This is a genomic window from Oerskovia gallyi (genome assembly GCF_014836745.1).
Taxonomy (GTDB): domain Bacteria; phylum Actinomycetota; class Actinomycetes; order Actinomycetales; family Cellulomonadaceae; genus Oerskovia; species Oerskovia paurometabola.
The window spans coordinates 38,095-53,382 of the sequence record NZ_JACSQE010000016.1 but is presented as its reverse complement, the minus strand read 5'-3'; the positions used below and the strand labels follow the sequence as shown (position 1 = coordinate 53,382).

Genomic DNA, 15,288 nt, shown 5'->3' with positions numbered 1-15,288 from the left:
TCAGCGGCCTCAGACGCTCGCGGGGGCGGCGTCCGCGTGCGGGCGGCGGACCAGCAGCCACGTCAACCAGAGCGCCAGCGCCCACAACGGGATCCCCATGACGAGGCGGGCCGTGCCGAGCCAGGCCACCGCGTCCACCCCGGCCATGAACAGGGGGACCTGGACGGCCAGGCGCACGGCGAACATCCCGACCCACAGCCACGTCGCCAGCGCGTAGCGGCGCATGAGCGCCGCGTCCCCGCGCCAGCGCTGGGCCCACGCCCGGAACGCGCCGGGAGCCGGCTCGTCCTGGGCGTCCTCGACGCTGCCAACCCTGCCCTCGGCGCCCTCCCCCGAGGCGACGGACGCTCCCGAGGCGGTGGCGCCGTCGGGCACGTCGCTCGCCGCAACCGCGGCCTTGACCTTGTCCCCGTCCGTCCACCCGCTGCGCAGAGCCTCGACGACCAGGCCCACCACGGGCCACCGGACCAGCACCGAGACGGCCATCGCCACCAGGTAGGCCGCGTTCGTGAGCAGTCCCGCCGCGTAGTAGTTCTGCGCCTCGCCCGAGCGCCACGCCCACAGCACGCCGATCGCGACGCCCAGGAAGCCCCCGAACGCCTGCGTGACGGGCGTGCGCTGGACCAGGCGGGCCGCCACGGCCACGAGCGCGACCGCGACCGACGCGATCAGCGCGGGACGCAGGGTGTTGCCCGTCACGATGAACACGACCACGAACACGAGGCCCGGAGCCATGGACTCCACGAGCCCGCGCACCCCGCCGATGGTCTCGGCCAGCGAGAACGACTCCCCCGCCAGGGCGCGCACGCCTCGGGCGGCCCCCTCGTCCGGTGGGACGACGTCGTCGATCGCGTCGGCGACGTCCTCGACCTCCTGGGCGGGGTCCACCGGGCCGCGCTCACGCGTGGGCTCGTGCGTCATGTCGTCTCTCTCGCCAGCAGGAAGGGTCACGGACTCACTCGCCTGCGCGGGGGCGCAGCTCGTAGCGGGGGTTGAACATGGTGCGACGGCCCGCGATCTCGCAGACCAGCCCCTCGACGCGGACACGCCGACCGGGCTCGACGCCCGCGATACGACGGCGGCCCAGCCACACCAGGTCGAGCGAGCCCGACCCGTCGTAGAGCTCGGCCTCGACCGTCGGCACGCCCTCGCGCGGGCGCAGGATGACCGAGCGCATGACGCCCGAGACGGTCGCGCGCTTGCGGTTCGCAAGGTCGGAGACGGCCGAGCACCCGACCTGGCTGGCCGAGTCGTGACGCTCCTCGTCCGCGGCAATCTCCTCCTGGGAGGCCAGCACGGAGTGCAGTGCCTGGCGCAGCGTCATGGTCAGCGCCTCTCGGTGATCTCCGGCCCGCGCGTGAGCGGGTCGAAGGCGGGGAGCGAGGGAGCCGCCCCCTCCGGAGCCGCCGCAGGCCGCGGTGCCTGGCCAGGCAGGTGCATCGCGAGCAGGTCGCGCGGGGGGCGGGCGTTCTGGTCACGGACGACGACGATGTTCGCGAAGACCGACTCGAGCAGCCGGGCCGCCTCCGGGTCCGCCGCGGCCTTGCCCGTCAGGACCCCCCGCAGGAACCAGCGCGGACCGTCGACGCCCACGAACCGGGCCGCACGGAAGCCCTTCTGACCGTCCGGGCCCGTCGCCGGGAGCTTCGCGAGCAGCTCGCGACCGAACGTCCCGGGGATGTCGTCGACCGTCCCGCCCTGCTGACGAACGGACTCGGCGATCTCCTCCCGGATCTCGTCCCAGATGCCCATGGTCTTGGGAGCCGCGAACGCCTGGATCTGCAGCGCGGAACCGTTGACCGCCACGGCGGCCCCCGTGATCTTCTGCGTCTTCTTGTCGACCTCCATGCGCAGCTCCATGCCCGGGACGCCCGGCAGCCAGATGGCCCCGAGGTCCGCACGGGCACCGAGCTCGCTCACCTGCGAGGAGTCGAACGGGCCGCGAGCGCCCGCCGCGGGCGCGACAGGCGCCGGGGTCCCCGGGGTGTCGACCGCCTCTGCTGCGGTCTCCTCGGTCCCGGAGCCCTCGGCGGCGACCGCTTCGTCGCTCGACTTCTGCGACGCACTACGCCGGAACAAACCCACGGACGTTCTCCTTCAGCTCTTCGCCGCGTCGACCATCGACCACGGCTCGTTCGGGACGGCGAGACCGACCCCTGCTCCTACCACCCTAGACCGATGCGCCGCCCGCGTGACCGTCCTCGGCCACGGGCGAACACCCCGGCATCGTGGGGCTCACCGCGCCGCGACCCACCCGCCGCTCGACCCGAACCCGCCCTCGCCGCGGTGCGAGCCCGGCAGCCGCTCGGCCTGCAGGAAACGCGCGTGCTCGACCCTCTGGACGACGAGCTGGGCGATACGGTCCCCCCGGTGCAGCACGACGGGGACCTGTGGGTCCGTGTTGTGCAGGATCACCTTGATCTCGCCGCGGTACCCCGCGTCGACGGTGCCGGGCGCGTTGACGATCGTCAGACCGTGCCTGGCCGCGAGGCCCGAGCGGGGGTGGACGAACGCGGCATACCCGTCGGGCAGCGCGATCGCGAGCCCGGTCGGGACCGTCGCCCGGCCCTGCGGCGCGATCTCCACGTCCACGGTCGTCACGAGGTCCGCACCGGCGTCGCCCGGGTGGGCGTAGGCGGGGACCGGGGTCACGTCGTCGAGGAGCTGGACCAGCACCTCGACGTCGCCCGGTCGGGCGGGCACGGGGGCGAGGGCGGTCGGGGCCGCCGGTTCGTCGATGGGCACCCGCAGAGCCTAGTCCGCGGCGGGCGGACCCGCGAACACCCGGACAGCAGGCCGTGCTCCCGCTCCCTCCCCACGCACGGCGAGCACGTCGGAAGGACCTGGGATGATGGGCACATGCCTCAGCCTGCCCCTGCCTACAGCGAACGCCTGCTCCCCGGTCCGGGCGGGTGGTCCGCCGCCGCCGCCTTCGCCGTCATCCTCGGTGTGGCGCTGTGGCCCGTCGACGACGTGCTGTCGATCAGCACGGCGGTCGTGGCCCTCGTGGTGCTCCTCGTGCTCGCGTGGTGGACCTCGCCCGTGGTCTCGGTGTCCCCCGGCCCCGACGGCCTTCCTGTCCTGCGCGCCGGTCGGGCCACGATCCCGACGTCGCTCCTGGGGTCCGTCACGGCGCTCGACCGCGCGGCCATGACGCGCGAGCTCGGGCCCTCGCTCGACGCCCGTGCGTACGTCTGCCTGCGTGCCTGGGCACGAACCGGTGTGCGCGTCGAGCTCGTCGACCCGGCCGACCCGACCCCGTACTGGCTCGTCTCCACCCGGCACGCGGCCGACCTCGCCGCGGCCCTGGCAGCGAGCGCCCCCGCGGCGGGCGCAGGGACGGGCAGCGCGTCCGACGCCGGGCCGTCCCCCCGCTGAGCCCGCGCCCCCGCTGACCCCGGACGCGCGGACGGCCGCCACCCCTCGAGGGGTGGCGGGGGGCCGTCCGTCGTTGGGGCTCAGGCCGTCAGGCCGCGCACTCCGAGCAGATCTGCTGCCCGTTCTTCTCGTACGCGAGCTGGCTGCGGTGGTGCACGAGGAAGCAGCTCGAACAGGTGAACTCGTCAGCCTGTCGAGGCAGCACGCGGACCGAGAGCTCTTCGCCGGAGAGGTCCGCGCCCGGGAGCTCGAACCCTTCCGCAGCTTCGGTCTCGTCTTCGTCCACAACGCCCGAGCTCTTGTCAGAGCGACGAGCCTGCAGCTCTTGGATCGAGTCCTCGCTGAGATCCTCTTCGCTCTTGCGGGGGGCGTCGTAGTCAGTTGCCATCTGTGGGGTCACACTCCGGAACGTCGTGGTCGAACATGGGGGTCGTTCGGTCCGGCGAAGGCCGTCGAACAGGCACTCCGTAGGACGTGTTGCTGGACGTCCTGACTGGTGTACGCGGTGTAATGCTCAGCCACCAGGAATTGTTCCCGGGGGCGAACGGATTCTGCACCATTTACCGCCCCGGCGCATCCCCGACGCGAGTGGTCCTCGTCACCCCTCACCAGGCCCGACGGGTTCCCTCACGGGGCGCCGTCGGAATCGGCACCGGCCGCCTCCAGGACCACGACCAGGTCCGACACGGCCTGCGGCGCACCGGCGACCGTCATCTCGACCCCGGCCGCCCGCCCGCGCAGCCCCGTCACCGTGGCGCCCGCCTCCTGCGCGACGAGCGCTCCCGCCGCGAGGTCCCAGGGGTTGAGGCCGCGCTCGTAGTACAGGTCCAGGCTGCCGGTCGCGACGAGGCACAGGTCGATCGCGGCCGAGCCGAGCCGACGGATGTCCCGCACCTGCGGCAGCACGTCCACCAGCACCTGCGCCTGGTGGCGCCGCCGGTCGGAGTCGTACCCGAAGCCCGTCCCGACGAGGGAGGTCGCGAGCGGGCCCGCGGGGTTGACGGCCACGGGCTCGCCGTCGAGGGTCGCGCCGGCGCCGAGCCCGGCCGTCCAGGTCCGGCCGTCGACGATCGAGTGCACGGCGCCCGCGAGCACGGTCCACTCGGCCGGGTCGGGCGGACCGGCCACCACGGCGACCGAGATCGCGTACGAGGCGACCGAGTACAGGTAGTTCACCGTGCCGTCGATCGGGTCGATGACCCAGGTCAGCCCGGACGTGCCCGCCGACGCCCCCTCCTCCTCGCCGAGGATCGCGTCGTCGGGCCGCTCGCGGGCGATGATGCGCCGCAGCAGGGCCTCGGACTCGGCGTCCATGGCCGTCACGACGTCGACCGCGCTCGACTTGGTCGCGGCCACCTCGACGTGCTCGGGCCGGCCGTCGCGCACGAGCGCCCCGGCCTCCCTGGCCAGGCGCTCGGCGAGGGCTCGCAGCCCCGCGATCGTGACGTCGTCGGGCAGGCGGGGGTCATCGATGAAGAAGGTCACGCCTCACATCCTGCCCGACCCCGCTCCGCCCCGACGACCCGACCACGGGCCGGGGACGGTCCAGCCGAGCCGCAGCGAGACCAGCCGGAAGCCGAAGATGAGCGCGATCGTCGCGAGCTGTGTCCACCCCGTGAGCCAGCCCTCGCGCCACAGGACGGCCGTGATGAGCGCCCCCACGATCGCGGGCACGGCGTAGAGCTGGCGGTCCTGGAGGATGAGCGGCGCCTCGCTCGTGAGCAGGTCGCGCAGAATCCCGCCCCCGATCCCCGTCAGGGTGCCGACGATCACCGCGGCCATGAGGCCCACCCCGTAGTCGAGACCCTTGGTCGTCCCGACGATCACGAACAGCGCGAGCGCCCCCGCGTCGAGCACGACGATGCCGCGCCGCATGCGTTCGAGGCGCGGGTGGAAGAAGTAGATGACCACGCCCGCGGCCAGTGCCGCCACCACCAGACGCCAGCTCGAGATCCCCACGGGGGGCGTCGCGCCGATCAGCACGTCGCGCAGGATCCCGCCGCCCAGGCCTGTCGCCCAGGCCAGCACGAGCACCCCGAAGATGTCGAAGGACTTGCGGATCGCGGACAGACCGCCGGACAGTGCGGCGCAGAACACAGCGCCCAGCTCGAGGACGTCGTCCATCGGGAACTCGATCACGGGGAGAATCATCCCAGCAGACCCCGGAACGCGGCACACCGAGCCGCCTGCGCCGCGACGGCGATCCGGGATGGCACTCTCGGGAGTGCAGGCCCACCGGCGACGAGCCGGTCTGCACGGCGTTGGAGGATTCATGAACGAGCTCGAGCTGGTGAGGTTGCACGAGGACGGGGAGACCCTCGTCCTCACCGGGGCCGACGGTGCGCGGTTCACGCTGCCCATCGACGACGCGCTGCGCGCCGCGGTGCGCCGCGACCGCACCCAGCTCGAACAGCTGCGCGCCCAGGCCCCCGGCGTCCTTCCCGTGCGCGAGATCCAGTCCCAGCTGCGCGCCGGGCACAGCGCCCGGGAGGTCGCCGAGAAGGCGGGCATCCCGATCGAGCAGGTGCGCCGCTTCGAGGGGCCCGTGCTCGCCGAGCAGGAGTTCGTCGTCGAGCAGGTGCGCAAGAACCGCCTCGGGCACGACGAGTCCTCCCCCACCCTGGGCGAGCTCGTCTCGGAACGGTTGACGGCCCGCGGCGTCGAGCCCGAGGACGTCGAGTGGTCCGCGGCCCGCCCCCACGGCGCGGCGTGGACCGTCACGGCCCTGTTCCTCATCGGGGACCGCGCCCGCAGCGCCCGCTGGTCCTACGACCCCTCGTCCCGGTCTCTGCACGCGCTCGAGGACGAGGCCCGCTGGCTCTCCGGGGCCATGCCCGAGGAGGAACCCGTGCGGGGCGTGCGGGGCGCGATCTTCGATCACGCGGCGCGCGGCGGCGGGCAGGCCCCGTCGGCGGCGTCGCCCGAGCGAGGTCCGGACACCGACCGGTCCGAGGGCCTTGCGGACGTCCCCGTCGTCGAACCCCTGCCGCTGCACGAGGACACGACCTCGATCCTCGACGACCTGAGCCAACGACGCGGGGTGCGTCAGCACCGCGACGACGACCCGGCGCTCTTCGAGGGCTTCGGCCCGCCGCAGACGTTCGACCTGGGCGACCGGTCCTCGCGCCGCGACGACGCGCGCGGCGACGAGGAGTCCGCGGGAGCCAAGGTCATCACCCTGGGTCAGGTCGGGCGCCAGGGAGCGCACCACCGGCCCGACGACGGCGCTCACCCGTCCCGGTCGGCCCGCCGTGACGCGGGCCGTGACGCGGGCCAGGACGAGAGCCAGGACGCGGCCGAGGAGCCTCCCGACCAGGCCGCGCGCGACGCCCACCCCGCGGGATCGGGCCGCCACGAGCACCTCTCCGGGGACGACCGGTCGACCGACGTGGGGTCCGACGAGCACGCACCGGTCGGCACCGCGCGCGCCCACCGCGACGACGCCGAAGAACGCAGCCGGCCCGCGACTCCCCCGGCCGAGCCGCGGCGCAGCGGGCGCAAGCCCCGCGCGAGCGTGCCCAGCTGGGACGAGATCGTCTTCGGGGCCAAGCCCGAGCACTGACGAGCGACCGCGGGCGGGCCACCGCCCGCCCGCGTCGCCGCGGTCGCCCTCAGCCCGCCGCCGGGTCGTCCGACAGGTCGAGCGCCAGACCGTCCCCGCTCGTCGAGCGCAGCCGCGCCGAGGCGGAGGTCATGCGTCGCATGTGGTGCCGTCGGCACAGGACCTCGTACGCGACCTCGCTCGCGCTGTCGGTGTCGCCCACCACGACCTGCGCACCCTCGACGACCATCCAGCCGTCGACCGTGCGCGCGTTGTGCGTCGCCCTCGCGCCGCACCAGCACAGCGCCTGGACCTGGAGCACCTCGACACGGTCCGCCAGCTCGATGAGCCGCGCCGAGCCCGGGAACAGGTGCGAGCGGAAGTCCGCCGTGATGCCGAAAGCGAAGACGTCGATCTCGACCTCGTCGACCAGGCGAGCGAGCTGCTCGACCTGGGTCGTCGAGTAGAACTGCGCCTCGTCGCAGATCAGGTAGTCCACGGTCTCGCCGTGCCGACGCGCGTCGACCACGAACGACCAGAAGTCGGTGTCGTCACGGACCTCGTGCGCGGCGACCTCGAGGCCGAGGCGCGAGGAGAGCCGGTCCGTCCCCGCACGGTCGTTGCGGGAGAACTTGAGCCCCGTGCGGCCCCGCGCCGAGTGGTTGTGGTCGAGCTGCAGGGCGAGGGTGGACTTTCCGCAGTCCATCGTGCCGGAGAAGAAGACCAGCTCTGCCACGGTCGTGGGCCTTTCGTGTGCGGGGAAGGTCCCCTGAGGGCGCCCGGGCGCGGGGCGCGGGCCGGGCGGGACGGGAGTCCCGGTCAGGTGGTCGTGGCGAGCAGGGGGACCTGCATCTCGGTGCGGGTCAGCGACCCGTGGACGCCGACGAGCTGGAGGGACGCCGCCGTCTGGGTGCGCGAGTCGACGACCGTGGCACGGCCACGCATCGCGACGACCACGTCCCCGATCGCGGGGAGCACGTGGTCCGCGACGGGCCCGAACCAGCCCGCGGCGACCGCGTCCTCGCGCAGCGCCACGACCGCTTGGTCCCCCAGGACCGACGACCAGCGCGCCGCGACCGCGGCGGCCTGGTCCGCGCGGGCGTAGACGTGCACCGCACGGGGCTCGCCGCCCACGAGCTCGACGCCGCGCCCCAGCTCCGGGGTCTTCGCGACGTCCCAGCGCTTCGAGCGGTCGACGTCGACCATGCCGTGGTCGGCCGTCACGATCAGCAGGGTGCCGTGCGGCAGGGACCGGGCGAGGCGTCCGAGCTCGCGGTCGAGGTCCGACAGCGCGTCGCCCCACTGCCGCGAGCGCCAGCCGTGGTGGTGACCGGCCTTGTCGACGTCGCCCCAGTAGAGGTAGACGATCCCGGGGGCCGTGAGCTCGAACGCCACGGTGTCGACGCGGTCCGCGATGGACTCGGCCGCGAGATAGCGTGCGCCGCGCAGCGCGGCCACGGTCATGCCCGAGCCCGCGAACCGGGCGGGGCCCACCGACGAGACCTCGAGCCCGGACTCGGCGAGGCGCTCGAGCACGGGCGGCTCCTGCTGCAGGGTGCGCGGGTCCGCGGCGCCCTCCCACGAGACCATGTTCGCGAGGCGGCCGGAGACCGAGTCACGCTGGGTGTAGCCCAGCATCCCGGTGCGACCGGGAGAGGTTCCCGTCCCGAACGTGCCGATCGCCGCGGCCGTCGTGCTGGGGAAGCTCGACGTGAGGACTCGAGAGGAGCCCAGCAGCGACCGCAGGAACGGCGCGTGGCCGGCGCGCTCGGTGAGGTTCTCGTGGCCCAGGCCGTCGACCAGCACGACGCACACGCGGTCGGCGGCGGGCAGGCCGAGGTCCGCGCGGGCCTGGAGGGAACGCGTGCCGGTCGAGGTCGTGAGGTCCACGCCGAGGGCACCGGCGGCGCCGGGCAGCACCGAGCTCAGGGCGAGCCCGTCGTAGCGCGGCGCGAGCAGCCCGTCCGGGAGGACCTCGGGCAGGACCGTCACCGGCTCGCCCGGCCCACGCCGTGGGCCGTCGCGGCCGACAGCGCCCTGGCGAACGCGAGGGCGTTGCGCACCGCGTCACGGCCCTCCGCCTCGGCGCTCACGCGCACCACGATGTCGTCGGGCGTGATCTGCCCCGTCAGACCGTGGTCCGCCTCGCATCCCGGGTCCGGGCACTGGGCCGGCTCCAGGTCCACCCGGGACACGGCCCCCCAGCCGATCGCGAGGGTCACCTCGATGGGCGGCGTGCCGCTGCGGTGCTTCTCCGGGTCCACGACCACGTGCGAGAGCGAGACCGAGCGCAGCTCGGTGATCGGCACCGACTCGGTGGTCGCCGCGGCCGACGCGGACGGGTTCTCGCTGTCCGCGGGGTGGTCGTCGACGTGCGCGGTGATCAGGCGGGTCGGCGTGAGGACCAGGACCGTGAGGTGGCGGCGGACCTCGACGTCGAACGTCGTCTCGACGTAGACGAGGTGGGACACGAGGTCCTCACCGGCGATCGCGACGTCGAGCACGTCCTGCACGAGCTCCGGGTAGTAGCCCGCGCGGCGCAGCTGGGAGGTCAGGTCGGTCCGGGAGGGGGATTCAGCAGATGGCACCCGCGCATTCTCCCACCGTGCGGCGCGGCGGGGCCAGCCCGCCCGCGCACCTGTGGACGGCTCAGCCCGGGAGCGCACGCCGCAGGGCGTCGGCGCGCTGCGCGCCGGCCACCTGGACACGCGCGCTGAGGACCGCGGCGCCGTGCTCGGCGACCACGACCGGGTACAGCTCGACGCTGCGCAGCTCGGGCAGCTCGTCAGCCATGAGCGACATGCGCGCGAGCAGGTCCTCGATCGCCGCGGTGTCCGCCACGGGCGCCCCCATGTAGCCGAACAGGCGCGGCGCAGCGCGGATCGAGCGCACCATCGTGGCGACGTCCACGTCGGTGAGCGGGGGTACTCCGTAGCTCACGTCGCCCAGGAGGTCGACCGCGTCGCCCGCGAGACCGAACGAGACGACCGGCCCGAAGAGCTGGTCCTCGGTCGAGCGCAGGACGCACGCCACACCCGCGTCGGCCATGCGCTGGACCTCGAACGGCGCGGGGCCTGTCGGCCGGTCTCCCGCGGGATCGGCGTCCGGGTCGCGGTCCTCCCCCGGCGCGGTCCGCCCGGGGTTCCCCGCGGGCAGCACGGCCGCGAGCGAGGCCCGCATCTGCCCGACGTCGTCGCGCAGCTCGTCCTCGTCACCGATGTCGAGGCGCACTCCCCCGAGGTCCGCACGGTGGCGGAGCGACTCGGCGGTGCTCTTGAGGGCGACCGGCCAGCCGATCTCGTGCGCCGCCGCCACGGCCTCGTCGGCCGTCCGGACACGCCGCGAGGGCCACAGCTCGATGCCGTAGGCCGCGAGGAGCGCGGACGCCGTGTCCGCGTCGAGCTCGACCACGGAGTCCCCCGCGAGCGCGCCCTCCACGATCGCCCGCGCACGGTCCGAGTCGACCCCCGCCGGGCGTTCGACCGTGCCGTGGTCGGCGTCGCGCCAGCGCGCGTACCCCACGACCGCGCCGACCGCCGCGACCGCGTCCTCCGGGGTCGAGTAGGCGGGCACGTGCAGGCGTGGCCCGTCGGGGTCGGCCGGGTTCTGCGCACTGAGCTCGGTCGCCAGCCCGTGCAGCCCCAGGACGCTCGCGACCGTGGTGCGCCCGCTCGCCGCGGCGGCCCGGGCGACGGCCCGCGAGACCGTGCCGACGCGGGGTCGGACGGTGGGGACGTGCACCGCGACGACGACGTCGCACGCGTCGGGGGCGTAGAGCGCCGCGACCGCGCTCTCGATCTGCTCGTCGTCGGCGTCCTCGGGCAGGAAGGTCGAGCGGTCGGAGACCACGAGCCCGGCCGAGACCACGGCCTCGGCGACGAGCGCCGTCAGCGCTGCCGAGGACGCGAGGATCCCGATGCGCCGCCCGGTCGGCAGCGGCTGGTTCGCGAGGAGCTGGGCGATGTCGACGAGGTGGTGGGTGTTCTCGGCGTGGATCACGCCGGACTGGCGCAGCATCTCGTCGAGGGTGCGTCGCGGGGCACGGGTGGAACGCACGGCGTGCCCGGGCGGCACGACCTGCCCCGAGCGTCCGGCGGTCACGACCACGACGGGCTTGACCGAGGCCAGGCGGCGCGCGATGCGCGAGAACTTGCGCGGGTTCCCGATCGACTCGAGGTACAGGCACACGACCGAGGTCTCGGGGTCGTCCTGCCAGAACTGCATGAGGTCGTTGCCCGAGACGTCGGCGCGGTGCCCGGCGGACACGAACGACGAGATGCCGATGCCGCGGCGCAGGGCCGTCGCGAGGAGCGTCACGGCCGTGGGCGCGGACTGGCAGAAGATCCCGATGCTGCCCGCGGGGGGCACCTCCTCCGCGAGGCTCGCGTTGAGCCGGTGCCCGGCGTGGGTCGTCAGGAGCCCGTACGTCGCAGGGCCGACCACGCGCATGCCCGCGGTGTGCGCGGTGCGCAGGAGGTCGCGCTGGAGCGCGAGCCCGTCGGGACCGGTCTCGGCGAACCCCGCGGAGAGCACGACGACGGCGCGCACCCCGAGGCGTTCGAGCTCGGCCGTCGCGGCGATCGCCTCGCGGGGAGGCAGCGCCAGGAGCGCGAGGTCGACGGGCCCGGTGACGTCCGCGATGCGGTCCCTGAAGCGGACCGAGGGCGCGGCGGCCTCGTGGTCGAGCTCCTCGACCAGCTCCTCGACGAGCTCGGCGGCCACGGCGGCGTCGTGCAGGTGCCCGTGCGCGGAGCCATGACCGTGCTGGTCGTCCCGGCCGTCGTCGACCGGGCTCGGGTCCCCTCCGCCGTGACGCTCCTCGCGGTGCTCGCCACCGGGCAGGAGTGGGGGCGCGGCGATGCCGACCACCTCGAACGTCCCGTCGCCCGGGTCGCGGAGCGCGTTCGCGAGCACGCGCTCGGCCAGGAGCCGGTCCGCGGTGCCGGGCGGCGCCGTCGGGCCGGGACCCACGAGCAGGACCCGGCGGGCCGTGAGCAGGCCGTGCATGGACCGGGCCTCGGCACGGTGCTCGCGGTCCGCCATGACCTCGCGCGAGCGGTCCGTCGGGTCGAGGTCGACGCTCACCGCCACGATCCCGTCGTCGACGTGCTGGCTCACGACGTAGCCGGCCTCCTGGAAGACCGCGAGCATCTTGCCGTTCTGCGGCAGCACCTCGGCGGTGAACCTGCGCACCCCTCGCTCGCGGGCCGCGGCAGCCAGGTGCTCCAGGAGCACCGACCCCAGCCCGCGCCCCTGCTCGGCGTCGGCGATGTTGAAGGCGACCTCGGCCTCGTGGGGGGTGACCTTGTCGAAGCGCGCGACGCCGATGATGTCCTCGCGCAGGTCCTGGCCGACGCGCTTGACGGCCACCAGCGCCACGCGCTCGGAGTGGTCGACGACCGTGAAGCGTTCGAGGTCCCGGTCCGAGAGCCGCTCGATGTTCGCGAAGAAGCGCAGGTAGGTCGAGCGCTCGCTCTGGCCCATGTGGAAGCGCTGGAGCGCCGGGGCGTCGGAGGGCCGGATGGGGCGGACGTGCGTCGTCGTGCCGTCGCGCAGCACGACGTCGGCCTCCCACTCGACCGGATACTGGTCCGGGTGCGGCGCCGGGTCAGGGTGGGCCGGGACGTCGTGTCCGTTCACCCGCCCTAGGCTACTGGTCGGAGCGACGCTGGTCAGCGGCGCGCCCGGCGCGCGGGAGAATGAGGGCCCGGATGTCGGTGGGCCGCGTTACCGTTCGCCGACGAGCACTCGTGCCCGGCCGTCCGGCCCGCCGACCGCACTGCCGACCGCACCGAAGCACCCGACCCATCGACCCGCAGGAGCCCGACGACCCATGGCGCGCAGACCGTCCGCCTCGAAAGCCCCGCTCGACCCGAGCGAGGTCCACGAGAAGATCATCGACATCGACGTCACGACGGAGATGGAGGGGTCCTTCCTCGAGTACGCGTACTCGGTCATCTACGCCCGCGCCCTGCCGGACGCGCGCGACGGGCTCAAGCCCGTCCAGCGCCGCATCCTGTTCCAGATGTCCGACATGGGCCTGCGCCCGGACCGCGGGCACGTGAAGTCCGCGCGCGTCGTCGGCGAGGTCATGGGCAAGCTCCACCCCCACGGCGACACCGCGATCTACGACGCCCTGGTGCGCCTGGCCCAGCCGTTCTCGCTGCGCCTGCCGCTCGTCGACGGGCACGGCAACTTCGGGTCGCTCGACGACGGGCCGGCCGCGCCGCGCTACACCGAGGCGCGGCTCGCGAGCGCCGCCATGGCCATGACGGTCGGGCTCGACGAGGACGTCGTCGACTTCATCCCGAACTACGACAACAAGCTGACCCAGCCCGAGGTCCTGCCCTCCGCGATCCCCAACCTGCTCGTCAACGGCGCAGCGGGCATCGCGGTCGGCATGGCGACCAACATGGCGCCGCACAACCTGGTCGAGGTCGTGGCTGCGGCGCAGCACCTCATCAAGCACCCGACCGCAGACCTCGAGGCGCTCATGCGCTTCATCCCCGGGCCGGACCTGCCGGGCGGCGGCAAGATCGTGGGCCTCGACGGCATCCGCGACGCCTACCGCACGGGCCGCGGCTCGTTCCGCACCCGGGCCACCGCACGCATCGAGAACATCACGGCCAAGCGCAAGGGCATCGTCTTCACCGAGCTCCCCTACCTCGTCGGGCCGGAGAAGGTCATCGAGAAGATCGCCGAGGGCGTGAAGTCGAAGAAGCTCGTCGGCATCACCAACGCGACCGACCTGACCGACCGCGCGCACGGGCTGCGCCTCGTCGTCGAGATCAAGACGGGCTTCAACCCCGAGGCCGTGCTCGAGCAGCTGTACAAGGTCACGCCGCTCGAGGACTCGTTCGGCATCAACAACGTCGCGCTCGTCGACGGCCAGCCCCGCACGCTCGGTCTGCGCGAGCTCCTCCAGGTGTGGGTCGACCACCGCATCGACGTCGTCCGTCGTCGCAGCTCCTACCGCCTCGCCAAGCGCAAGGAGCGCCTGCACCTGGTCGAGGGTCTGCTGCTCGCGATCGTCGACATCGACGAGGTCATCCAGGTGATCCGGTCGAGCGACGACGCCGAGACGGCGCGCACCCGCCTGCGCGAGGTCTTCGACCTGTCCGACCCGCAGGCCGAGTACATCCTCGAGCTGCGGCTGCGGCGCCTGACCAAGTTCTCGCGCCTCGAGCTCGAGAAGGAGCAGGAGGCGCTGCGCCTGGAGATCGCCCAGCTCGAGGAGATCCTGGGCGACGACGCCAAGCTCCGCGCGGTCGTCTCGGCCGAGATGAAGGAGGTCGCGAAGGTCTACGGGACCCCGCGACGCACCATCCTGCTCGAGTCCGCGGGAGCGTCCCCCACGTCCGCGCATGGCGTCCTGGGGACCATCTCGGCCGTCCCGCTCGAGGTCGAGGACACCCCGTGCTGGGCGCTGATGTCCGCGACGGGGCTCCTGGCACGCACGGGCGACGCGACGGAGCCGGGCACGGGCGGGCGCCGCCACTCGCACGACGCCCTGAACGGCGCCGTGCTGGCCAGCGTGCGCAGCGACGTGGGGCTCGTGACGAGCAAGGGGCGCGTCGTGCGGCTCTCGGTGCTCGACCTGCCCGCCCTCCCCCCGACCGACGGCGCCCCGAGCCTGTCCGGCGGCGTGCCCCTGAGCGAGATCGTGAGCCTCGAGGCCGGCGAGAAGCCGATCACGATCGTGTCCCTCGACCCCGACGCGCCCACGCTCGCGCTCGGCACCGCGGGCGGCGTCGTCAAGCGCGTCATCGCGGGCGACGTGCCGACCAACCGGGACTCCTGGGAGGTCATCTCCCTCAAGGAGGGCGACGCCGTGGTCGGCGCGGCCCCCGTGACGGACGCGGACGAGCTCGTGTTCGTGAGCTCCGACGCGAGCCTGCTGCACTTCGACGCGTCGGCCGTGCGCCCGCAGGGACGCAGCGCAGCCGGCATGGCGGGCATCAAGCTGGCCCCGGGCCAGCAGGTCACGTTCTTCGGCGTGATCGACGCCGCGAGCCGCGACCTCATGACGGTCGTGACCGTCGCCGGGGCCTCCGACGCGCTACCGGGCACACAGGCCGGCTCGGGCAAGGTCACGCCGTACGAGCTCTACCCCGGCAAGGGTCGCGCGACGGGCGGCGTGCGTGCCCAGCGGTTCCTCAAGGGCGAGGACACGCTCATCCTCGCGTGGGTCGGCCGCGGCCCCGGCCGGGCCGTCGGTTCCGCCGGTCAGCCCGTCGAGCTGCCACCCGTCGACCAGCGCCGCGACGGCTCGGGCGCGCCGCTCGACGTGCCGATCACGGCGATCGGCGTCGGCTGAGCCTCCCGTCCCTGGGTGGACGGGCCGGGGGGGGGGGGGGGGGGGGGGGGGG

The 15,288-nt window shown here is 74.0% G+C and carries 14 protein-coding genes; 3 read left to right on the top strand and 11 right to left on the bottom strand.

What is annotated here, in order from left to right; genetic code table 11:
* Nucleotides 1–9 precede the first annotated feature (9 nt).
* The 4 genes from H9640_RS17470 to dut all read right to left on the bottom strand — a co-directional run bounded on the left by H9640_RS17470 (nt 10) and on the right by dut (nt 2,739).
* On the bottom strand, nt 10–921 hold the full coding sequence (locus H9640_RS17470) for a DUF3159 domain-containing protein (RefSeq protein ID WP_191792047.1): 912 nt from the start codon (nt 919–921) through the stop codon (nt 10–12).
* Nucleotides 922–955: 34 nt separating this feature from the next.
* Complete coding sequence (locus tag H9640_RS17465; protein WP_138824289.1) at nt 956–1,324, bottom strand: OB-fold nucleic acid binding domain-containing protein; 369 nt, start codon at nt 1,322–1,324, stop codon at nt 956–958.
* A 2-nt stretch (nt 1,325–1,326) separates the two neighbouring features.
* The gene (locus tag H9640_RS17460) at nt 1,327–2,085 is read right to left on the bottom strand and encodes a DUF3710 domain-containing protein (RefSeq protein ID WP_191792046.1); all 759 of its coding nucleotides are present in this window, start codon (nt 2,083–2,085) and stop codon (nt 1,327–1,329) included.
* 150 nt (nt 2,086–2,235) lie between these two features.
* A complete protein-coding gene (dut, locus tag H9640_RS17455; RefSeq protein ID WP_307824300.1) occupies nt 2,236–2,739 on the bottom strand; it encodes a dUTP diphosphatase in 504 nt (167 codons plus the stop codon).
* 120 nt (nt 2,740–2,859) lie between these two features.
* Between dut and H9640_RS17450 the strand changes: the two genes are divergently transcribed.
* Entirely contained in the window at nt 2,860–3,378 is a 519-nt protein-coding gene (locus tag H9640_RS17450) for a DUF3093 domain-containing protein (protein ID WP_191792045.1), read from the top strand.
* Between the two features lie 88 nt (nt 3,379–3,466).
* Here the strand turns inward: H9640_RS17450 and H9640_RS17445 are convergent, their stop codons facing one another.
* The 3 genes from H9640_RS17445 to H9640_RS17435 all read right to left on the bottom strand — a co-directional run bounded on the left by H9640_RS17445 (nt 3,467) and on the right by H9640_RS17435 (nt 5,517).
* Nucleotides 3,467–3,766 carry a DUF4193 domain-containing protein gene (locus H9640_RS17445; RefSeq protein WP_030152516.1) on the bottom strand — a complete coding sequence of 100 codons (300 nt, stop codon included), beginning with the start codon at nt 3,764–3,766 and terminating at the stop codon, nt 3,467–3,469.
* Nucleotides 3,767–4,005: 239 nt separating this feature from the next.
* Nucleotides 4,006–4,863, bottom strand: coding sequence for an inositol monophosphatase family protein (locus H9640_RS17440; RefSeq protein WP_318243826.1), 858 nt, complete (start codon nt 4,861–4,863; stop codon nt 4,006–4,008).
* A gap of 3 nt (nt 4,864–4,866) precedes the next feature.
* Nucleotides 4,867–5,517 (bottom strand): trimeric intracellular cation channel family protein, encoded by a 651-nt coding sequence (locus tag H9640_RS17435; RefSeq protein ID WP_307824109.1) that lies wholly within the window; start codon nt 5,515–5,517, stop codon nt 4,867–4,869.
* 133 nt (nt 5,518–5,650) lie between these two features.
* Between H9640_RS17435 and sepH the strand changes: the two genes are divergently transcribed.
* Entirely contained in the window at nt 5,651–6,940 is a 1,290-nt protein-coding gene (gene sepH / locus H9640_RS17430; RefSeq protein WP_191792043.1) for a septation protein SepH, read from the top strand.
* Between the two features lie 49 nt (nt 6,941–6,989).
* Here sepH and H9640_RS17425 read toward each other — a convergent pair whose 3' ends face one another.
* The 4 genes from H9640_RS17425 to H9640_RS17410 all read right to left on the bottom strand — a co-directional run bounded on the left by H9640_RS17425 (nt 6,990) and on the right by H9640_RS17410 (nt 12,559).
* Nucleotides 6,990–7,655 carry a thymidine kinase gene (locus H9640_RS17425; RefSeq protein ID WP_191792042.1) on the bottom strand — a complete coding sequence of 222 codons (666 nt, stop codon included), beginning with the start codon at nt 7,653–7,655 and terminating at the stop codon, nt 6,990–6,992.
* An 83-nt stretch (nt 7,656–7,738) separates the two neighbouring features.
* Nucleotides 7,739–8,911, bottom strand: coding sequence for an alkaline phosphatase family protein (locus H9640_RS17420; protein ID WP_191792041.1), 1,173 nt, complete (start codon nt 8,909–8,911; stop codon nt 7,739–7,741).
* Nucleotides 8,908–9,507, bottom strand: coding sequence for a DUF5998 family protein (locus tag H9640_RS17415; protein ID WP_191792040.1), 600 nt, complete (start codon nt 9,505–9,507; stop codon nt 8,908–8,910). Before H9640_RS17415 ends, H9640_RS17420 begins: the two co-directional genes overlap by 4 nt.
* Nucleotides 9,508–9,568: 61 nt before the next feature.
* Nucleotides 9,569–12,559 carry a bifunctional acetate--CoA ligase family protein/GNAT family N-acetyltransferase gene (locus H9640_RS17410; protein ID WP_318243825.1) on the bottom strand — a complete coding sequence of 997 codons (2,991 nt, stop codon included), beginning with the start codon at nt 12,557–12,559 and terminating at the stop codon, nt 9,569–9,571.
* Between the two features lie 193 nt (nt 12,560–12,752).
* Here H9640_RS17410 and H9640_RS17405 point away from each other — a divergent pair, with 193 nt between their 5' ends.
* Nucleotides 12,753–15,236, top strand: a complete 2,484-nt coding sequence (locus tag H9640_RS17405) for a DNA gyrase/topoisomerase IV subunit A (protein ID WP_191792039.1) — start codon at nt 12,753–12,755, stop codon at nt 15,234–15,236.
* Nucleotides 15,237–15,288: the final 52 nt, after the last annotated feature.